General features: G+C 54.6%; 13 protein-coding genes. 6 read left to right on the top strand and 7 right to left on the bottom strand.

Annotation, left to right across the window (positions count from 1 at the left end; genetic code table 11):
* Positions 1 to 79: 79 nt before the first annotated feature.
* A complete protein-coding gene (gene thrS / locus ACTJIK_RS23970; RefSeq protein ID WP_440650079.1) occupies positions 80 to 2,023 on the bottom strand; it encodes a threonine--tRNA ligase in 1,944 nt (647 codons plus the stop codon).
* A 285-nt stretch (positions 2,024 to 2,308) separates the two neighbouring features.
* Here thrS and ACTJIK_RS23975 point away from each other — a divergent pair, with 285 nt between their 5' ends.
* The 4 genes from ACTJIK_RS23975 (at position 2,309) to ACTJIK_RS23990 (ending at position 8,251) form a co-directional block, all read left to right on the top strand.
* Positions 2,309 to 3,052 (top strand): DeoR/GlpR family DNA-binding transcription regulator, encoded by a 744-nt coding sequence (locus tag ACTJIK_RS23975; RefSeq protein ID WP_440650080.1) that lies wholly within the window; start codon positions 2,309 to 2,311, stop codon positions 3,050 to 3,052.
* A 125-nt stretch (positions 3,053 to 3,177) separates the two neighbouring features.
* The gene (locus ACTJIK_RS23980) at positions 3,178 to 6,261 is read left to right on the top strand and encodes a SusC/RagA family TonB-linked outer membrane protein (RefSeq protein WP_440650081.1); all 3,084 of its coding nucleotides are present in this window, start codon (positions 3,178 to 3,180) and stop codon (positions 6,259 to 6,261) included.
* An 18-nt stretch (positions 6,262 to 6,279) separates the two neighbouring features.
* A complete protein-coding gene (locus ACTJIK_RS23985) occupies positions 6,280 to 7,620 on the top strand; it encodes a RagB/SusD family nutrient uptake outer membrane protein (RefSeq protein ID WP_440650082.1) in 1,341 nt (446 codons plus the stop codon).
* 232 nt (positions 7,621 to 7,852) lie between these two features.
* Entirely contained in the window at positions 7,853 to 8,251 is a 399-nt protein-coding gene (locus tag ACTJIK_RS23990) for a SnoaL-like domain-containing protein (RefSeq protein ID WP_440650083.1), read from the top strand.
* A 63-nt stretch (positions 8,252 to 8,314) separates the two neighbouring features.
* Here the strand turns inward: ACTJIK_RS23990 and ACTJIK_RS23995 are convergent, their stop codons facing one another.
* Complete coding sequence (locus ACTJIK_RS23995) at positions 8,315 to 9,199, bottom strand: DUF6929 family protein (protein WP_440650084.1); 885 nt, start codon at positions 9,197 to 9,199, stop codon at positions 8,315 to 8,317.
* A gap of 599 nt (positions 9,200 to 9,798) precedes the next feature.
* Between ACTJIK_RS23995 and ACTJIK_RS24000 the strand changes: the two genes are divergently transcribed.
* Positions 9,799 to 12,219, top strand: coding sequence for a hypothetical protein (locus ACTJIK_RS24000; protein ID WP_440650085.1), 2,421 nt, complete (start codon positions 9,799 to 9,801; stop codon positions 12,217 to 12,219).
* A 22-nt stretch (positions 12,220 to 12,241) separates the two neighbouring features.
* A complete protein-coding gene (locus ACTJIK_RS24005) occupies positions 12,242 to 13,543 on the top strand; it encodes a patatin-like phospholipase family protein (RefSeq protein ID WP_440650086.1) in 1,302 nt (433 codons plus the stop codon).
* 53 nt (positions 13,544 to 13,596) lie between these two features.
* Here ACTJIK_RS24005 and ACTJIK_RS24010 read toward each other — a convergent pair whose 3' ends face one another.
* The 5 genes from ACTJIK_RS24010 to ACTJIK_RS24030 are packed head-to-tail and all read right to left on the bottom strand — an operon-like array spanning position 13,597 to position 20,153.
* Complete coding sequence (locus tag ACTJIK_RS24010) at positions 13,597 to 15,582, bottom strand: FAD-dependent oxidoreductase (protein WP_440650087.1); 1,986 nt, start codon at positions 15,580 to 15,582, stop codon at positions 13,597 to 13,599.
* Positions 15,583 to 15,615: 33 nt separating this feature from the next.
* Entirely contained in the window at positions 15,616 to 16,335 is a 720-nt protein-coding gene (locus ACTJIK_RS24015) for a DUF459 domain-containing protein (protein ID WP_440650088.1), read from the bottom strand.
* Positions 16,336 to 16,352: 17 nt separating this feature from the next.
* On the bottom strand, positions 16,353 to 17,030 hold the full coding sequence (locus tag ACTJIK_RS24020) for a DUF4998 domain-containing protein (protein ID WP_440650089.1): 678 nt from the start codon (positions 17,028 to 17,030) through the stop codon (positions 16,353 to 16,355).
* Positions 17,031 to 17,049: 19 nt separating this feature from the next.
* On the bottom strand, positions 17,050 to 18,240 hold the full coding sequence (locus ACTJIK_RS24025; protein ID WP_440650090.1) for a DUF5000 domain-containing lipoprotein: 1,191 nt from the start codon (positions 18,238 to 18,240) through the stop codon (positions 17,050 to 17,052).
* 29 nt (positions 18,241 to 18,269) lie between these two features.
* Positions 18,270 to 20,153 (bottom strand): RagB/SusD family nutrient uptake outer membrane protein, encoded by a 1,884-nt coding sequence (locus ACTJIK_RS24030; protein WP_440650091.1) that lies wholly within the window; start codon positions 20,151 to 20,153, stop codon positions 18,270 to 18,272.
* Positions 20,154 to 20,216: the final 63 nt, after the last annotated feature.

A 20,216-nucleotide genomic window follows, 5' to 3' on the forward strand; every position in this document is an offset into this window, starting at 1 on the left:
ATGGCGCTGACGGTGGACTTTTTATTTTAAACCGGCAAGCCATTGCGATGGTTAAAATTGTTTTATAAAAACAAACGGATCATTCAAAAGGTTTGCGGCTGGCCACTTCTTCGCTCACGATCCCGCTGAACTCTTCGATGGTCATCGCACCCAGGTCGCCTTTTGCCTGCCTGCGTACGGACACTTTCCCTTCTGCTTCTTCCTTTTCACCTACCACCAGCATGTAAGGTATTTTCGCTAATTCCGCCTCCCGTATCTTCTTGCCGATCTTTTCGTTCCTGTCATCAATTTCAGCGCGAATTTCCGCTTTTTTTAGCAATTCTGCTACTTTTTCTGTATAGGGCAGGAACTTGTCGCTGATGGGCAGGATTTTTACCTGTGTGGGCGTGAGCCACAGCGGGAACTTTCCGGCGCAATGCTCTATCAGTACAGCAATAAAACGCTCCAGGCTGCCGAAAGGTGCGCGGTGGATCATCACCGGGCGGTGCGGCTTGTTGTCCGCCCCGATATATTCCAGCTCAAAACGTTCCGGCAGGTTATAATCCACCTGGATGGTGCCCAGCTGCCATTTGCGGCCCAGCGCGTCCTTCACCATGAAGTCCAGCTTGGGGCCGTAAAAAGCCGCTTCCCCGTACTCTATCACGGTTTGAAGGCCTTTTTCCGCGGCGGAATCGATAATGGCCTGTTCGGCTATCTTCCAGTTCTCTTCAGAACCGATGTATTTGCTGCGGTCTTCTTTATCCCTCAGCGAAATCTGTGCCGTAAAGTCGGTGAAGCTCAGGCTGTTGAATACATACAGCACCAGGTCTATCACTTTTTCGAACTCTTCCTTCACCTGGTCCGGCCGGCAGAAAAGGTGCGCATCGTCCTGGGTAAAGCCACGCACACGGGTAAGGCCGTGCAGCTCGCCGTGCTGCTCGTAACGGTACACGGTGCCGAACTCGGCGAAGCGCACCGGCAGGTCTTTATAGCTCTTGGGAGAGGTTTTGTAGATCTCGCAGTGGTGAGGGCAGTTCATGGGTTTGAGCATGAATTCCTCTCCTTCTTCCGGCGTATGGATGGGCTGGAAGCTGTCTTTCCCGTATTTCTCGTAGTGGCCGCTGGTTACGTACAGCTGTTTGCTGCCGATGTGCGGCGTTACCACGGGCAGATACCCGCTTTCTATCTGCGCTTTCTGCAGGAAGTTCTGCAGGCGTTCGCGCAGCATGGCGCCTTTGGGCAGCCACAGCGGCAGGCCCAGGCCTACCTTTTCGGAGAAGGCGAACAGTTCCAGTTCCTTGCCCAGCTTGCGGTGGTCGCGCTTTTTGGCTTCCTCGATAAGGGCCAGGTACTCGTCCAGCTCTTTCTGGGAAGGGAAAGTGATGCCGTAGATGCGGGTGAGCATCTTGTTGTTCTCATTGCCCTGCCAGTAAGCGCCGGCAATATTAGTCAGCTTCACGGCCTTGATGAAACCAGTGCTGGGGATGTGAGGCCCGCGGCAGAGGTCGGTGAAGTTGCCCTGGGTATAGAAGGTGATGGACCCGTCTTCCAGCTTCTGGAGCAGGTCTATCTTGTAAGGATCGCCCTTTTCAGTGAAATATTTGATGGCGTCGGCCTTGGATACTTCTTTACGCACGTAACCGCTGTTCAGTTTGGCCAGTTCGCTCATTTTGGCTTCCAGCTTGCGCAGCTCCTCGTCGGAGATAGCGCGGCCGTCCAGGTCCACATCGTAAAAGAAGCCGCCGTTTTCCAGCGGGGGGCCGTAGCCGAACTTCACTCCCGGGTACAGGGCTTCCAGCGCTTCCGCCATGAGGTGGGCGGAAGAGTGCCACATGGTGGCTTTTCCGTCTGCATCCGTCCAGGTAAGGAGCTGGAGGGTTGCATCCTGGGTGATGGGGCGCGTGGCGTCTATCACCTGTCCGTTTACTTTTGCCGCCAATACTTTGCGGGCGAGCCCTTCGCTGATGGATTTAGCAATGTCCAGTGCTGTAATACCTTGCTCGTACTGCCTGACTGCGCCATCCGGGAATGTAATGTTGATCATAAATCCTGTTCGTAAATAAAATGCATGCGAAATTACAAAATTGCTCTCACAATTGCCGGTATTTACGGATGGTGAAATAAGGTAATCCGACTGTGATGGGGTGGCGGTGGTGAAAAGAACCGTCCCATACCGCCACCCGCTGCCCGGAAAGACGAAATCAACCATCAATAAATGCAAAAACATGCGTATATGTTGCCGGATCATGCGTGTACTAGAGCAGATTACTGCATTTTTTTGCCGGATTCCGGCTGTTATTTGTTATATTCAGGAATCCAAACCTGCTATATGCTGAAGGAAGAACGACAGAACTTTATTCTGCACGAAGTGAACGTTCACAACAAGGTACTGACCACCTACCTGGTGGAAAAGCTCACCGTGTCTGAAGACACCATCCGCAGGGACCTCAACGAACTGGCGGAAGCCGGCAGGATCATCAAAGTGCACGGCGGCGCGCTTTCCAGGTCGTTCCACAATTCATCCCACACCGACATTTATTCCCTCGCCGAAAAAAGACTGATCGCCTGCAAGGCGATAAACCTCATACAGGACGGCATGTTCGTGTTCACCACCGGCGGTACCACTATCCTCGAAATGGCCAGGGTATTGCCGGAGAAGCTGCATGCCACTTTCTTTACCGGCAGCCTGCCCGCTGCTTTTGCATATGCTGCCCATCCGCATATAGACGTCATCATCATCGGCGACCGCCTTTCCAAAAACTCCAGGATCACCGTGGGGGGCGCGGCTATCGCGCAAATACGCCAGGTAAAGGCGGACCTGTGTTTCCTGGGCACCAATGCCATAGACATCCATGCCGGCCTTACGGACAACGACCTCGAAGTGGTGCAGGTCAAAAAAGCGATGGTGGAATCTTCATCCAGGGTTGTTTCCCTGTCTATTTCAGAAAAAGTAAATACCTCCCAGCGACTCAAAGTTTGCGATGCTTCGGATATAGATACACTCATTACGGAACTGGACCCTGACGATATGCTGCTGAAACCTTACCGCGCCGCCGGTATGGAGGTACTCTGACAAAGGTTTTACGATAAGAATGTGAACAATGAAAACGGCAACAGCCCCCGTGCAACCTGCATGCCGTGCCTGCGCTTCCTGTAAGCGAAATACTTTCTTTTTATCACGCCAAAATTTTATTCGTTATGACAAATTCACTCAAACAGCAACACGGAAGATGGAAAGCGTTTCCGCTGCTCCTGCTGCTGCAGCTGGTTGCCACGCTGGCCCTGGCCCAGGTTCGCATCAGCGGGAAGGTGACGGCGCCGGATGGATCGCCGGTGCCGGGCATTTCGGTGCAGCTCCGCAATTCCGCAACAGGCGCCAGCTCCGACGCTAACGGCCAGTACAGTTTTACGGCCAGCATTCAACCGGGTACCTATACACTGGAATTTACCGGCATCGGGTTCAAATCCGTCAGTAAAACCATCAGCGTAAGCGGCTCGGCTGCTTCCGCGGATGCAGTAATGGAAGAAGATGTACTGAACATGGATGAGATCGTGGTGATCGGCTCCTCCCTGCGGCAATCAAGAAAGCAGCTGGGCAATACGGTCAATTCCGTCAGCGCCAAACAGCTCATCAACACCGGCTCCGGTAACATCGGCGCCGCCTTGCAGGGCAAAGTGCCCGGCGCACAGATCACGCAGACCTCCGGCGATCCTTCCGGCGGTATTTCCATCAGGATGCGCGGCACCAGCACCATTAAAGGTTCTTCCGAGCCGCTGTACGTGATAGACGGCGTGATCGTCAGCAATGCCACTACGAATGTGACCAACCTGAACGTGGGCGCCACAGCGGGCGCCACCTCCAGCAACGTGCCTACGAACGAAGTAGGCACCAACCGCATGGCGGACATCAACCCGAACGACATCGAAAAAATAGACATCATCCCGGGCGCATCCGCTTCGGCCATTTATGGTTCCAGGGCCAGCAACGGCGTGGTGCTCATCACCACCAAGTCCGGGAAGGCCGGGCGCCTGACGATCGATTTCAGCACGGGCATCATTATGAATCAGCTCCGTAAAAAGGTCTACATCTCCACCTACGGCAAACAGTTCGGCTCCACTACCCTGCGCCTGGGCAACATCAGCGACGGCCCCGGCAACATCGTCACGTACACGCGGCCGGACGGGCAGACCCGGAAACTTTCCACGGACCTGGTGGATGTGACCCGCTACGATTACCAGGACCAGATCTTCCAGACAGGCCTGGGCACCGATAATTACATTTCGCTCAGCGGCGGCACGGAAAAAACGAAATACTTTTTCTCCGGCGGTTTTTATAAGAACGAGGGCATTATCCGCAACACCGATTTCAGGCGGTTCAATTTCAAAACAAGGATCGAACAGGTGATCAACGACTATCTCACCGTGAGCGGCGGCGTGGCCTACACCAACAGCTTCTCCCACGAAAAGCCCAACGGCAACGTGTTCTGGAGCCCGATCAATTCCGTGAACATCACGAACAACATCTATAACATCGAAGAGCGCGACGCAGCCGGCAACCTCAAAGGCGTGGAGCCCACCCGCGTAAACCCGCTGAGCGTGATAGAAGATATGGAACTGACCCAATCGGTGAGCAGGACCATCAGCGACCTGCAGGTGAAGATCAAACCGGTGAAGGGGCTCAGCATCGATTACATCCTGGGTATCGACAACTTTTCCCAGGAAGGCAGCAACCTGATCAAAAGATACCCTTACATTTCCGCGCAGGAAGGCCTGGGTTACGTAGCGAGCGCACTGGTCAATTCTTTCCAGATCAACAACGACATCAACATTTCCTACAACGCCCAGCTCGGAGATTTCTCTTCTCTTACCACGGCAGGCTTTAATCACCAGTACCAGAAGATCACCGGCCTCTTCAACGAAGGGCGCGACCTGCTGAACGGCATCACCACCATCAACGGCGCCGCCACCAGGCTGGACCCGCGGTATATTTACGATCAGCGCCAGGTATTTGGCGGCTTTGTACAGGAAACGTTCGGGTATAAGAACATCGCCTTCCTTACCGCCGCCGGCCGTATAGACGGCAGCACCTCTTTCCCCAAGGACACGCGGACCTACTTCTACCCCAAGTTAAGCGGCTCCTGGAACCTCAGTGAAATGGGCTTCTGGAGCGACATGGGCGGCAAATGGTTCAGCTCCGCCCGTTTAAGGGCCTCCTGGGGGCTGGCGGGCAATCTCACCGGCATCGGCACTTACGACCGGTTCTCCACCTACCTGTCCGGCAGCATTAACGGAACTGCCGCTTACAATATCAATACAGCCCTTGGCAATGAGCTGGTAGAACCAGAAAGGTCCAGCGAGTTCGAGTTCGGTACAGACCTCTCCTTCCTGAATAACCGGCTGGGCGTGATATTTACCGTGTACAACAAAAAGATCACGGGCAACTCCCTGCTGGTAGACCGTGTGCTGGCCCCGTCTTCCGGCGGCAGCTCGCGTACCGAGAACGTGGGCGACCTCACCAACAAGGGATGGGAACTGGGCATCAACGCCATGCCCGTCAGCAATAAGAACTTTACCTGGAACGTGGGCGGCTCGCTGAGCAGAAATAAAAACCTCGTAACAGCCTCCAGCCAGGTAACGCCCATTGCGCTCACAAGCGCCGCGGGATCAGGTTCCGTAATACTGGCGGGCGAGGCCGTGGGTGTTTTTTACGGCAATTATTTTGAACGCGACGCCAAAGGCGGTATAGCGGTAGATGGCGAGGGACGGCCCATTGCAGCGATCAGCCCGGCAAAGGTGCTGCTGCGCAAAGTGATCGGCAACCCCAACCCGGACTGGCTGCTGAGCTTTAACAGCCTGCTGACGTATAGAAAGCTCAGCTTCAGTTTCCTGGTAGACGGCGCTTTGGGCCAGGAGGTATTCAATGCAGACAGGAGAACCCGCCAGGGCGTTGGCATCGGCGATTATTCCGAAAGAGAGATCAAAGGGGAATTGCCCAGGGGATATATCTTCTCGGTATACAACACGGAAGAATGGCGGATCGAAGACGGCTCGTATGTTAAGCTTCGCGAAGTGGCGCTTTCTTATCAGCTGCCCGCCTTCGCGAAGTTCATCCGGTCTTCGTCCGTATCGCTGGTAGGCCGCAACCTCATAAGCTGGGACAATTACGACGGGTTTGATCCTGAAACGAACGCCGGCGGCAACAGCTCCGTGCTGAGGGGGATCGACTTCGGGAACGTGCCTATTCCCAGAACCTTCCAGTTCACCTTCAGGGCCAGTTTCTAATCTCAAAATCCAAACATCATGAAAAATCAAAGGATAAAACGAACCGCTTTATTGCTCCTGCTGGCAAGCCTCTTCCCCTTTGCATCGTGCAACAAAGAGTATATCAATCCCAGTACAGCTTCAGTGCCCAGCGTCACTACCAGTGCGGACGCGTTGATGACGCTCTGCGCAGGGCTCCAGCGGCGCTTTACCATCGGGCGCCAGAGCCCGCTGTATTGCGCGCCCATTGGCGGCGCCTACAGTGTGTATGCTTTATATACGCTGAACATCGGTAATACCACCGAAAAAGAACTGGAAACAGGGAAAGGCGCGATTACGCTGAACAACTCCGTGATCACGCAAATGTGGACGCAGTGCCTCCTTACGCGCGTGGAAGCGGAAACAGTGCTGAACAACCTGGATGTTGCCGTGGAACCGGGCGACAGAGTAGGCCTGAAAGCATACGGCAGCATCTTTTACGCGTTGAGCATGGGCACATTGGTGCAGTTCTACGAACAGATACCGCTGGTAACGGAAGACAATGCGGCGTTCAGCCCGCGGGCGGAAGCGCTGAAAAAAGCCATCGCCTTACTGGAAAGCGTTGATGCGGATCTTGCAGCTACCGCGCCCAGCACAAAGTTCCTCGGCAAAGTGCCCGCCGGTATAGACGTTAAGAACACTGTAAAAGCCTTGCTGGCCAGGTACTATAATATCCAGAGCATGATCGCCGGCACTTACGATGCTGCTTCCGGCAACAAAGCCATTACGTTCGCCGCTGCCGCCAGCAGGCTGGTCAAATCAGAGTTCCGTTTTTCAACCGCCACCACCAACCCGCTCGGCGAATGGAACTTTACGAAAAATGTGTTCGGCGCCATCGACTCCACGCTGGGCCTGCGCAACGGTCTTGCGCCGGTGCCCGCCGCCAGCGATCCGAGGGTGGGATTTTATATCGACAGCACAGGCCCGACAACCTACCCATTGAAGGCATTTGCGCTGAATACAACTGCATCTTACCCGGTATACCTGCCTGGTGAAATGGACCTGATCGCCGCTGAAAACTACGCGCGCCAGAACATGTTTCCCCAGGCCAAAACCGCACTGGATGTGGTGCGCACTAAAAACAAAGCAACGGACATCTATGGCATTGGCGCCGCACAGCCTGCATACAGCGGGCCTATGACGCAGGCCGCGCTGCTCACGGACATCTATAAGCAAAGAAGGCTGGAATTATTCCTCTCCGGCCAGGAGCTGGAAGACAGCCGCCGTTTCGGCCGCCCCGGCCCCAACCAGCCCGGCGAGGAAAGAAACCGGAATTTCTATCCGTATCCCCTGATAGAAAGGGATAATAACCCATCCACACCGTCGGACCCGGCGATCTGACAAATAAGGATCTTATTGCCAGTCACTCCCGGTTGCCAGGAGTGACTGGCAATATCATTATCCTTTGAAACCAGCCATCTTCCTGCATTTGCTGCCGGCCGCATAAAAAGGTTTTAATCCAACCAAGCCCGTCCAAATTGACCCTCTATAAAGTCTACTTCACACCCCTTCCAAGTATTATTTGGACAATACTTTTGTATTGTAAAATTCCTAACGTTTAAAACACTACAAAATGGCAGCACAAGATCTGGCAACTACCACCACTAAGAAAGTGCTTAGTACACAGGAAATAGCAGACCGGTTCAACGAACTGGCGCAGCAGGAAAAATGGTTCGACATCCAGGACGAATTTTTTGCCGACAATGTAAAAAGCATCGACCCGGCTGATTCTCCCTATTTCGGGTATGCAGAAGGCAAGGCCGACGTCCGGAAAAAAGGTGAGGACTTCGTATCAAGGATAGAGGCAGTACACAGCTTATCCACCTCCGAACCGGTTGTGAGCGCGAATCATTTTGCGGTAATAAGGCAGAAAGACATTACCGTACGGCCGCATGGAAGGATACAGATCAACCAGATCATGCTGTACGAAGTGAGAGACGGGCAGATCATATCGGAGCAATTCTTTTATTGACCGAAGCTTCATGCACCAATATTAAACACCGGGAACCTCTTCTTCCGCCAGGAAACCTATTCATTAAAGCGTGGCGCGCAGCCTGAAAAGATGGCTGCCGCCATCGTCGTTATCCGCTACCAGCGTGATCTCCAGCCCATCGCCCTCTTCGCGCAGGCAGATCGATTCAATTTTCTGGCCTTTGAAAACGGGATGTACCTTTTCCAGGAGGAACCATTCATCCGGTGCAGCTTCCGGCTGCCGTACGGCGGTGGTAGCGTTTTTGATAATGCCGATACGGCTCTCTCCTATTTTGCCGTCGTCGTACGTGCTGGCGGTTTCTTCCGCGGAGGTGGTGAAAAACAGCCAGTCTTTCTCAGGGTACCACGCCATTCCCGAAATCCCTGAAAACCCTGCTTCCCCGGGAAGGCGCAGGAGGCAGCTATGTGGTTTCGCTGGCTGTTGCCAGATCTCCTGCGTATCCGTGAGCACCAGCAGGTTTTCGGGCAGGCCCAGGTGGCCACGGTTGCCCAGCAGCAGGCAGTCTCCTATTTCCGTAGCTGCTTCTATATTCAGTTCGGCCATACCGCTCAGTTGCCGGTAAAAGCTGCGGAGGTCTTTTATCTCCATGCTCTGCGTATCGGGGAAAAACAGCAGCGCCGCTTCCCTATGCGGGCTTAGCGAGCCGGAGCCCAGTGCCAGCAGGGCTGTGCGGCCATTGGTTTGTATCGTGCTGAGGCTTTCCCAGTCTTTTTTAACAGGTTTAGGTATGCGGCCGGTGGCGGCAGGATCGCTGCCGGGTATCAGCAGCTGGTTCGCGGGCGTGAGGTCTGCATGGAGGATGAAGAGCCTGGTGGCGTCGTCGCCCACTATGTAGTAATGCTCCTTGTAAAAAGCAAGCCCGCTGGCGCTGGGGATGCCGGGAAAATGTTGATGATGGGTGAGCGTGAGCTGTATTTTTCCTGCCATAATCAGTAGATCAACTTCGGTCTAAATCTAGGGAAAAATAAGATAGCCTCAACCTTACAACGCAAGCCGAAAAAAAGGCCGTACGCCCCAAATGCGCACGGCCCAAGCCTGAATGTTCCATTGTGATTGGGTTTGGGGGCATACGTTCCCTTATTCCCAACTATCATCATAAGCAAATACCGCCGCTTCAGCCAGATCCCGGAAATCGTCGCCGGGCCAGGAGGTAACGGATATGCTGAGTTCTATATTCCCGGGGTACTTTACCACCAGCGTTTGCATACCGGGTGCTCCCCGCAACAAAGATGCGGGGGAGGAGACTGGCGGGGAATGATGGATTAATGGATAACGTCTATGAGTTAACGGAAATAGATTTTTCCCCGGATTTTCTTACTATTGAATACCTGTGAAACATGAAAGATTTCCTGACGGATTACAGTAGCCCGTATTTCTACGCATTTTATTTTCCCCGTAACATCCCCCTTGCCCGAAATACAGCTCCTGCCCTACCTTTGCGTCTTTCAAGTTTGTTAGCTGCATATAACCCCTGTAAGGACATAGCCTGTTGGTATTTTATAACCTCAAACCAATAACCACACACAATGAGAACTGATCTGTTCCGCTTTATGTCCAAGCGGTCTGTGCAACGCATGCCCAAAGAAAATGAGAAGCAACAACTCATTTCCCTCTTCCCTCCCGGCCAGAGCCCCGCCTTTACCGCCGCGCCTGTCACCCGCGAAGCCGCGGCCATTGCGGTAAAAAATTTCCTGGACGACAACGAAGATCCTAAAGACATTAAAGACCTCAACCTGGCCACGCCCATCTACCAGGTAGACCAGGCGCTGCTTAAATGCAACAACCGCCTGCGTCCTGAAACCATTGGCGAAACCGTTAAAAAGGAAACCAATCTGCGTCTGAAAGACCTCGTAAAACTCGATTCATTCAAAAGTGAGTTAACCCAGCTTTCCAATCTCCTCTGGGGCGTGGTGTCCACCCCGTCCAGCCGCGAGGCTTTCCGCGAGCTGTTGTTGCGCGCCCGTTACATTTTCGGCCTGCTGGAAAAACTCGCGGAAGCGGAAAAAGTGACCGGCAATAACGTGAGCTACAGCGTAGATGCGGAGTACGTCTTCAATTTCCTCACCCAGGGCATCATGGTATTGCCCCGGCTGGACAATGCGCCCGGCAATGCCCTCTCACGCCAGCCTTCCATGGGCGACCTGCGCGTGGTGAAGGAAGAATGGGTAAGCTACGAGCTCGGCGAAGTGGCGCATATCGAAAACGCACTCAGGGGAGAAAGCCGCGAACGCAACCACAAGCTCAGCTCTACCCGCGAAGAAACGGTGTTCCTGGAAACAGAAACGGAAGTAACCACCCAGCGCGACCTGGAAACGACGGACCGCTTCGAAATGCAGTCTGAAGTAAGCCGCACGCTGAAAGAAGATGCGGATCTGTCCATCGGCGCCAGCGTAACGGCCTCTTACGGCGTTATCAAGGAAGCGACCGCCACCTTCGATTATGCCACCAGCACTTCCCGCGAGGAATCCAACAAAACCTCTTCGCAATACGCGAAGGAAATCACCGCGCGGTCTTCGGAACGTGTGAATGAGCGCGTGAAAGAGCAGCGCACGGTGCGCACGGTGGTTACCATGGAAGAAACCAACCGGCATACGATAGATAACAGCCGCGGCGACCGCCATGTAACCGGTATTTACCGCTGGGTGAACAAACGTTACAAAGCCCAGGTGTTCGACTACGGCAAACGCATGCTGCTGGAGTTTATCGTGCCCGAGCCTGCCGCTTTCCTCAAAAAAGCGCTCAACGGGAAGTTCGATAACCCGGAGATCCCCGATCACATCCAGAAAAAGAAACCCACATTCCCCGGCCCCGATTTCAGGCCCGATTCCATCACCCGCGCCAATTACCTGGAGCTGAGCAAACAGTTCAACCTCCAGCTGGACGCACCGCAGCCCGAGCTGGTCACCGTCAGTAAAGCGTTGCACCTGAGCGATGAAGAAAACACCGAACTGGGACGCAGCTTCGTATCCAACAACGAGCTTACCATCCCTGCAGACTACCAGGGTTCCCGCTTCTGGGGCAATTACCTCTGCTGGACGCATGTAGACAAGGGCGGCCTGTTCACCATCTCCGTGGCCAACCAGATGTTCCATAAAAACGTAACCGGCGATGGCGACGCTGAAGGCGAGATACCCATCCACGACCTGCATGAAGTACAAACGCAAACCGTTCCCGTGAGCCTCCGCGGCGATGCTTTATACGGCTATACCTGCAACCTCGTGATAGAATGCAGGCTGCGCAAAGAGCAGTTTGAAAAATGGCAGCTGGCAGGTTACGCAAAGATCATGGACAGCCTCAACAAACAACAGCTGCAATACGAGCAGGAAGTGCGCGAGTTCCTTGCTTCACGAGGAATGGAGAAGAACATTGCCATACAGGGCAAGCATCCAGCGGATAACCGCGTGACCGAGCGCACCGAGCTGAAACGCTCCGTGATAGCCATGCTCCAGCAGCATTATTTCGACCAGCCGCCTTTCGACCAGAAAGCAGTGCAGGATGGCAGGATCAACTTCGACGTGGCGCGGCTGGAGCGTGATCATATCCAGTGGTTCGAGCAGGCGTTTGAGTGGCAGAACCTTACCTTCGCCCTCTACCCTTACTTCTATAACGACGCGGCCGAATGGCCGAAAATACTCACCGGCGAAGGCCACCAGGACCCGAAGTTCGGCGCCTTCCTGGACGCGGGCGCGGCAAGGGTTGTAGTGCCGGTAAGAAGCAATTTCGAAAAGGCCATGGCCTTCTACCTGGCCACAGGCATTATCTGGAAAGGCGGCCAGGTGCCGCAGGTGAACGATCCGCTGTACCTCTCCATCATCCAGGAAATACAGGAACAGACCGAAGGCGGCGCGGAAGGCACGCCGGTGGATGAACCCTGGGAATACACCCTGCCCACCAGCCTGGTGATGTTGCAGGCTGACGCCACCCTTCCCCGTAACACCCAGAACTGATCAAGGCACAAATTTCAACAACATGACTTCATTAGATAAACCCCTCCGCCCGGAGGAAGTGGAATACCTTTCCTTCGAAGGCGGGGGCGGCAAAGGCAACGCATTCCTCGGCGCCATCCGGGCGCTGGAAGACCAGAGCGTGCTGCGTTTCGAGAACGGCCTGCCCCGCGGCGTGAAAGGTATATCCGGCGCTTCCGCCGGGGCCATCACCGCCATGCTGCTCGGCACCGGGCACACCAGCCTCGAAATTGCCAGCATACTTAAAGCCGATTTCGAGGAATTTTTCGACGGCCCCGATCCATCCATGAAATTCATACCCGGCACGCGGATGGGCTTCCAGAAGAACGGGCCGGCTTACTCCCGCTTCCTGATCGAAAAGGAGCACCTGGTGAACACGCTGCTGCACATGATCCCCGTGGTGCCGGACTTTTTGCTGAAAATGATGCTGAAAGACTTTATCATGGACGATGGCACCAAGCTCCGCGAAAAGATCGAAGGCAGCGAATGGTACACACGTTTCATTTCCCATGAACCCGTGTACAAGGTGCGGCTGCTGAACCTGATCCTGGACAATCTCGGCGATTTCAGGGACAGCGTGTTCATGGATTTCGGGCTGTTCAACGGGATGAAGATCCATTACTTCTTCAACTATATCATAGGCATGAAAATGCAGCCCGATCCCACCAAAACCCTTGCCGGCTGGGCCAGCAGCTTCAGCCTCCAGCGCGACCCGCGGGTAAGATGGTGGACCATGAAAGAGGTGGTGGACAAATTCGGGATAGATCTGAAATTCACGGCCGTCAACTTCCGTACGGGCAATGTGCAGATACTGTCCAAGGATACCACGCCCAGCCTGCCTATTGCCACGGCTGTGCGCATGAGCATGAGCCTGCCGCTGATCTTCAAGCCGGTGATCATAGATAAAACTTACGCCGTGCATATTGCGCCGACGAATGTTGGCGGTGTTGCCGAAGAAACCTGGGAAGGCACCTGGGTAGACGGCGGGTATTTCGACAACGCGCCCATCCGCATCTTCCCCGGAGAAAGCGCGCTGCTGTTCCGCCTCGGGCCGCGTGCGGCAAACAATGCCCTCACCAACTTCGGGCAATATATCAGCACCTATCTCAAGCTCGGCCTGTTCGGCAGCGGCGCCGGGCAGATCACCAGGACCAACTACCAGTTCAATAAACACATCATCGAGCTGGATGTTACGGGCACTGATCTCCTCAAGTTCAACATGACGCCAACAGAGCTGGCGGAACTCGTGAAGAAGAACCATAAAATAGTGACGGACTATTTTGACGGGGCACGTGCGCAGCAATAATGAAAAAAGCCCTTGCATCTTTTGCAAGGGCTTTCTTTTTATTCAGGTAAGAATTATCTCTTCTCAGGCACAAATATCACAGCGTCCGCTACCACAAGGCCTTCCCCGGCGCTGCCGGCAGAAATTTCCACATAAGCCTTATTTCCTTTTTCAATATTGAAGGTGCCCAGCTTTACCCATTCACCGGAGGTTTGGCCTACCACTTTCACCTCTTCGGCTTTCACCGGTACCAGCTGTTCGTTTTTGCCGCTTACCACTTTTACATTCGTTACCGCTGCATTATTCTTCAGCCGCGGGTAATAGAGATATACCGTGTAGTTACCGGTTTTGGCGATCTCAGGCCTGAAGACGGCTTTCGCGTTTTTCTCCGCTGCAAGCATATCAGTGCCGTAGCTTCCGCTGCCTTTAATGGTTTTCCATTCACCTTCCTTTTGCAGGGCGGCGCTAGCGTTATCCATCAGCACATCGCCCTGGCGGCCATCTGCCAGCGGGTTGCGGGCGAGTATGCCGCTCACCTGCGCGGCGTCCACTTTTTGTACCGGGATGTTTTTGGCAATGGCAAGGTCCGCCGCCACGGCAGTGGCCTGCGCCAGCGCCATGAACACGGGTTCCATGCGGATGGAGCCGTAGGCGATATGGCTGGCGGAAAGGCAAACGGGCACCAGCAGGTTGCTGCATTCACCTTCTTTCGGCACCAGCGCGCGATACGAAACAGGGTACGGCGGAAAACCGCCTACTTCCACATTGCCTTCATTCTTCACCATGTCCTTGCCGTCTTTATGTATCACGAGGCGCTGTGTATTGTGGGAGTCCATGGTATAAGCCGCCATGCCTACGCCGTCCGTCACCACTTCTTCGCCCGTGCAGTTGGCCTGGGTCATGATGTAGGCGCCCTTCATACGGCGGGCTTCGCGCACGTACAGCTGCGGCGACCAATGGCCGTTCTTAACATATTCGTCTTTCGGGTATCCCCATTTTTTGATCTCTTCCTGCATGGGCACCGGCACCCGGCGGTCTGTAGCGCAGAAATAAAGCAGGCCCTTGGTATAGTCCTCGTGCTGTTTGATGATCTTTTCACGCGTGGCGTAATCCGCTTCAGGATAATCATAGTTCATCCCGATCATATCGGTGGAAAAGCCGTTCCTGTTATTGATGTCCGTTTTGTTGTTGGGCATGCGGCTCCAGATGAAATAATCGCTTAGCGTTGTTCTGTTGGGCTGCGCCTTAAAAAGCCTTGCCAGCAGCTCGTAGCGTGAAGGATCATAGTTATCCGGCTGCGTGATGGGCACCATATTGTTGGGATCGTTCGTGAGGCAGATACGGTAGTTGTAGGCCTGCACTTTTTTGTCGCCACTGCCTTTCTGCGCCAGCGGCAAAGGACTGATGCCCCAGAGCAGCCCGCTGTTCGGGTCGCCCGGCACTTTGTAGGGATCCACACCGTCGGGGATCTGGTGGCCGTCCAGCATTTGCACACCGTTCCAGGTTTCGTTGTACACATCATTGGCTTCGCGGCCAACGGTGTAGGTTACCCCGGCTTTCGCCATCAGGTCGCCTTCGTAAGTGCAGTCAATGAATATCTTCGCAGATACGGTCACCGTTTTGCCGCCCGCATCGAGCTTGATCTCCTTGATGGCGCCATTAGCGGTGCTGGCCGTGGTGAGCCTGTGCTTGTAAAGTACAGGGAAGCCGCCTTTTTTTACGTAATCCTGGAACAGGCTGTCCGCCACATGCGGTTCAAACACCCATTGTTCGAACTTACCGTAATGCTGCCCGATCTGCCGGTAAAATTCCAGGGACAGCCCGCGGATGGCGTATTTGTTGCCGATATCCGTATACCCGAGGCCGCCTGTGGTAAGGCCGCCGAGATACGCTCCGGGTTCTACCAGCAATACGCTGCGCCCGGCCTTTTGTGCCGTATACGCGGCAATTACACCGGCGGAGCTGCCGCCGTACACACATACGTCCACCTTATGCTGGGCCTTTGCCGTTTGCAGGCTAAAAAGGAGCGCGGTGGCGGAGATTAAGATTTTACACTTCATGAATGAATATCTGTTGATGAATGTTACGATGTTTTACGCGAGCAATCTTTTTAATACAGCCGGGTAGCTGTTCTTCTCCACGCCGCCGTCTCCCGCCGTGATACTGTCGCCGAAGCAAACGATGCGCTGCTGCGGCAGGCGGTTGTACACGATAAAGTCATATACAGCCAGGCCGATGAAACGGTAGCCTTCCGTGGTGGGATGCACGCCGTCCGTTTTATTGGAATTCTCTACGTTCTGGATGAGCGAATCCTTACCTGTGCCTACTTTCCCTGCTTTATCGAACAACGCGCCAAGGTCCAGGAAGGCGGTGTTGTAGTGCGTGGCCAGTTCGCGGATAGTTTTGTTCACCGCAGCTCTCCTCCCCGAAGGCCCTTCCGCGCCGTAATGTTCGCGTTTGTGGCGGGTAAAGAGGAATTCTTCGATGAACGGGCAGATGGTCATCAGCAGCACCTGGCTCTTTTGCGCCTGTATCTTTTTGACGAGCGTGGCCACGTTGGCGCGGTATTGCTCCAGCGGCACATATTTCATGCTGTTCATATCGTTCGTGCCGATCATCAGCACGGTCAATTCCGGCTGATGGGCCAGGCAATCGCGGTCGATGCGCTTCAGCAGGTCCAGGGTATTGTTGCCGCCAATACCGGCGTTGATCACGGTGTAATCGGTACCCTGCCCTTTCGCCCGGGCCGGAATGCCCGCCGCCCCGGCGAGGGCGCCCAGGGCGGCTGTATACAGGAATGTCCTTCTTTGCACGATTTACATTTTCTGGTCTAGAGATTCACTTTCACAACGGGCGCTGCAAACGTGTCTATTGCATTCGCCACCGGAAGATACAAGGTTTTGAATTCCATTGTACCTGTTTTCGGGATAATATTCAGGACGGTTGTGTTTTCGTCCGGCAGCACCAGCATGCTGTGCGTCTCCCCGGCCTCATCCATGAATGTGAGCCTTACGCCCGGCGAGCGCGGGTCCGGCTCGTCCCATTCCAGCCTGGTGCCGCCGTTGGCGATTTCCGCTTTTTTCAGGCCGCGGTTCAGCAGGTTGCTTTCGTAGAAGCTGCCATACACGTCGCCGTTCACTTCTGTTTTGATGGACTGGTTGCCTTGCGCATTGTAGGTATACACTTCAAAAAGATAAGGCCCTTCCGGCATACCGTTCAGCACGGCGCTGATCGTATCCACGCCATTGGTGCGCTTTACGGCTACATCGGCGGAATCCTTTCTGCGGTTCCAGTAAACCCGGCATTTTACGATGCGCGGGTCTGTTTTCAGCAGCCACTCCAGCATGATGCGGTTCTTGCCGGGATTGGCCTTCAGCTCGTCCACCTTGCCGGGGTATATTTTTTCCCCGCCCGGCACAAAGTCCTTGTAATCTTCGTCCGCTTTATTGCAGGCCGCGAGGTACGAAACCGCAGCAAGCAGCAGGCCTGTATATATGATCCGTTTCATTTTTTCAGTTTTCATGGTTTTACTGTTTTTCTCCGAAGAAAGTGAGCTCCGCCATCCAGAAATAATCCGCATTGCCGAAAGTCTGCACCAGCTTGATGCGCAGGTAACGGACAGGCGGCAGGCCCGGCGGGAATTTGAACTGGTGGCCTTCCTGCGCGCGCAGCAGGTCTTCGTTGGAATTCACGCCTACTGGCAGACCGGAGGGTTTCACCACTTCGCAGTCCATCAATTTGGTCCAGCCGGTAAAGCTGCCGTCGGGATTATAGGTATCCGTTCCCCAGATCTCGTACAGCTGCGGGTCGCCGGCGCTGTAGAGCAGGTTCGTTTCGTCCGTTGCACCGCGGGGGATCTCGGAGAAGCGGCTCAGCCTGGCCGTCACGCCGAGGTCGAATGTTACCCAGTGCGGCACGCCGGAGCCGTTGGCGGAGCGGAACCAGGTGTCTGTTGAACCGGAGCCGCCGGCGATCTTGTTGTTCCAGAGGTTTTCCAGCTTTCCTGAACCGAAGGTGGCTGCGTCTGTGGGGAGTTTCAAGGCGCGGAATAATTTTTTATCCAGCTGCTCCTCAAAGAGCGGCGTGAGCTGCTTCCAGACGGTATCGGAATAGTTCAGCCAGCGGTCGCGCACATACAGGCCGAACCACTGTTCGGTAGCGCCGAACCCGCGCACGGAGAACTCTCCCGTTTTCTGGTTGGTGTAATACATATCGGCCTGCACAGCGTCGCCGTTCGCATCCCTGGACACCACGCCTATGGCGATGTTGGCAGAATCTTCGTTAGCGAACGTCGCGGTAATGCCGCCGAAATCGGCCACAAAATTCAGCGATGCAAATACCGACTGCACAGGCGGCGTAAGTGGCCGCACTTTTACAGTTACAGGTTCGGAGGCTACTTCGGAGCGGCTTACGGAGTACAGCTTCACTTCTCTTTCTTCCGTATCGCCAAAACCTTCCAGTGTTATGCTGTTGTTGTAAAAAGTTGCGATGGTTTCCACCGTGTTGCCCGGGCGCGTTTCATACACGGCTTTGATGTACAGCAGCTCGGGATCGCCGGGAATGTTGTAGCGGAGCACTACTTTTCCTGGCTTTGCCTCCGCGGTCACGTTGGAAACGGGGCCGGGCGCTTTGCCACCTTTGGTGAGCGGTTCCATTTTTTCCTCCTTGCAGCCTGAAGCCAGGAGGAAGGTTATTATGCAGAGAAAATAAATTCGCATTGTGTTGCAGTTTGATGAACGTGATAAACTTACCAGCCGGGGCTTTGCACGAGGTTTTTGTTCTCGATCAGGTCTTCTTCGCGAACCGGCCAGAGATAATCTCTTTTGCGGAACACCTGGTTGTAGATGTATTTCACCTGGTAATAATCAGGCGCGGTTTTACCGAATACGTTCCAGCCGGTAATAGGCTGGTTCAGCACCGATTCGGCTTCTTTCCAGCGGCGCAGGTCCCAGAAGCGCTGCCCTTCAAAGGCAAGCTCAATGAGCCTTTCCTGGCGGATGATCTTCCGCAGGCCTGCTTTGCTTGCGGGCGCGCCGGGATTTTTGGAGAACTGCTGCCAGGATGTTTCCACGCCCTGCAGGCCCGCTCTTTTCCTCACGAGGTCTATCCATTTGTACGCTTCCCCGCTTGGCCCCTGCCATTCGTTGAGCGCTTCGGCATACAGCAGGTAAATGTCCGCCAGCCTTATTACGGGCCAGGGGTAAGACTGTATGGTGATCTCGGTAACGGAGGAAACGGATTGCGGGTTCACGAGCTTCTTGGCCCAGTAGCCGGTCATGGAATAGGCCCAGGCGTGGTTGTTGGAAATCTGGCCGAGCTTGGCTTCCATGTACACCGGCTCTTCGTCGTTGAACCGGCCCTGCCCGAACCAGCGCGCACCGTCGAAACCAAGACTGGCGTAAAAGCGCACTTCCCGGTCGAAGTTGAGGTTGGCGGTGGTGTAATTGGGCTTGAGCCGGAGCTTTTCCGCCGTGGTGGCGCTCCTTGTGGCGTAGCGGGTATTATAGTTCCAGTTCAGGTCTTCCGAAATGGGCACGCCGTTTTTGGTGTAGAACTGTTCGGCCACTTTCATCGGCACGCCGAAGGAAGAGAGCGTGGTGCTTTGTTTGTCGCCGGAATAGAGGCGCGGCAGGTTTTCGCGCTGCAAGGTGGTAGCCCTGTTGTTGGTGCTGGTCCAGATGGCTTCGGTATTGAATTTCTCGCAGAGCGCGTTTCGTATGCTCATTTCCGTGATCGTTTCGGCGGAGCCGGGGAAAGGCAGGAAAGCGGGATTAAAATAATACAGCTGGTGGCCGCCGGCATGGCATTCGTCTATCGCCTCTTTGCAGGCAATGGCGGCGCGTTCCCATTTGGCGGCGTCGTACGCGGTGTTGAACAGCTGAACGCCGTCTTTCCCGGTATAAGCGCCGTAGTCCGGGTTCCCGTTGAAAAGCGGGCTGGCGGCGGTTACCAGCAGCCGGGCCTTCAGTGCTTTAGCGGCAGATCTTGTGATGCGGCCGTTTTCGGTCGCTTCATTCAGGATACGTTCCGGCAGGTTCACCGCCGCTTCGTCCAGCAGGCGGGCAATGAAATTCACGCAGGAATCCACCGGCATCTGGCTCACTTTCACCGCTTCGGTATTGCTGGTAATGGGCAGGTTCTTTTCTATCAGCGGAATAGGGCCGTACATACGGAAAAGATAGAAATGGAAATATGCCTTCAGGAACAGCGCTTCGGCTGCCCAGCGGTTCTTTTCATAATCGTCCATGTCCGGCACCTTGTGAATGTTCTCGAGGAAGGTGTTACAGTCGCGGATGGCCACGAACATGCCGCGGCCGCCGTTGGCGCCGATCCAATAGTTGGAGTAAGGGTTCACGACGTTCTGGAAGCCTTTCGCGATCTGCCAGGCCGGGGCCGGCTGGTTCACGTTGTAATCGTTGGCCCAAAGCTCGTCCCCGCCGAGGAACACGTGGTAGTTATAAGCGTCCACGTAATTGGGCAGGTAGCTGTACATGGTGAACAGGTACTGCTCTGTCGTACTGCGCATGCGGAATATATGATCCACCGTCGCCACGTTGTCCGGCACGATGTCCAGGTAGTTACAGGAGAAAAGTAACGGCCCGAAAAATATGATCAGCCACTTTTTAAACATTTTCATCATTTTATTTTAATTACCAGGTGAAACCTCTCAATCTCATCTGTTAAAATTTTATTC

Source organism: Chitinophaga sp. 22620, assembly GCF_052044405.1.
Taxonomy (GTDB): domain Bacteria; phylum Bacteroidota; class Bacteroidia; order Chitinophagales; family Chitinophagaceae; genus Chitinophaga.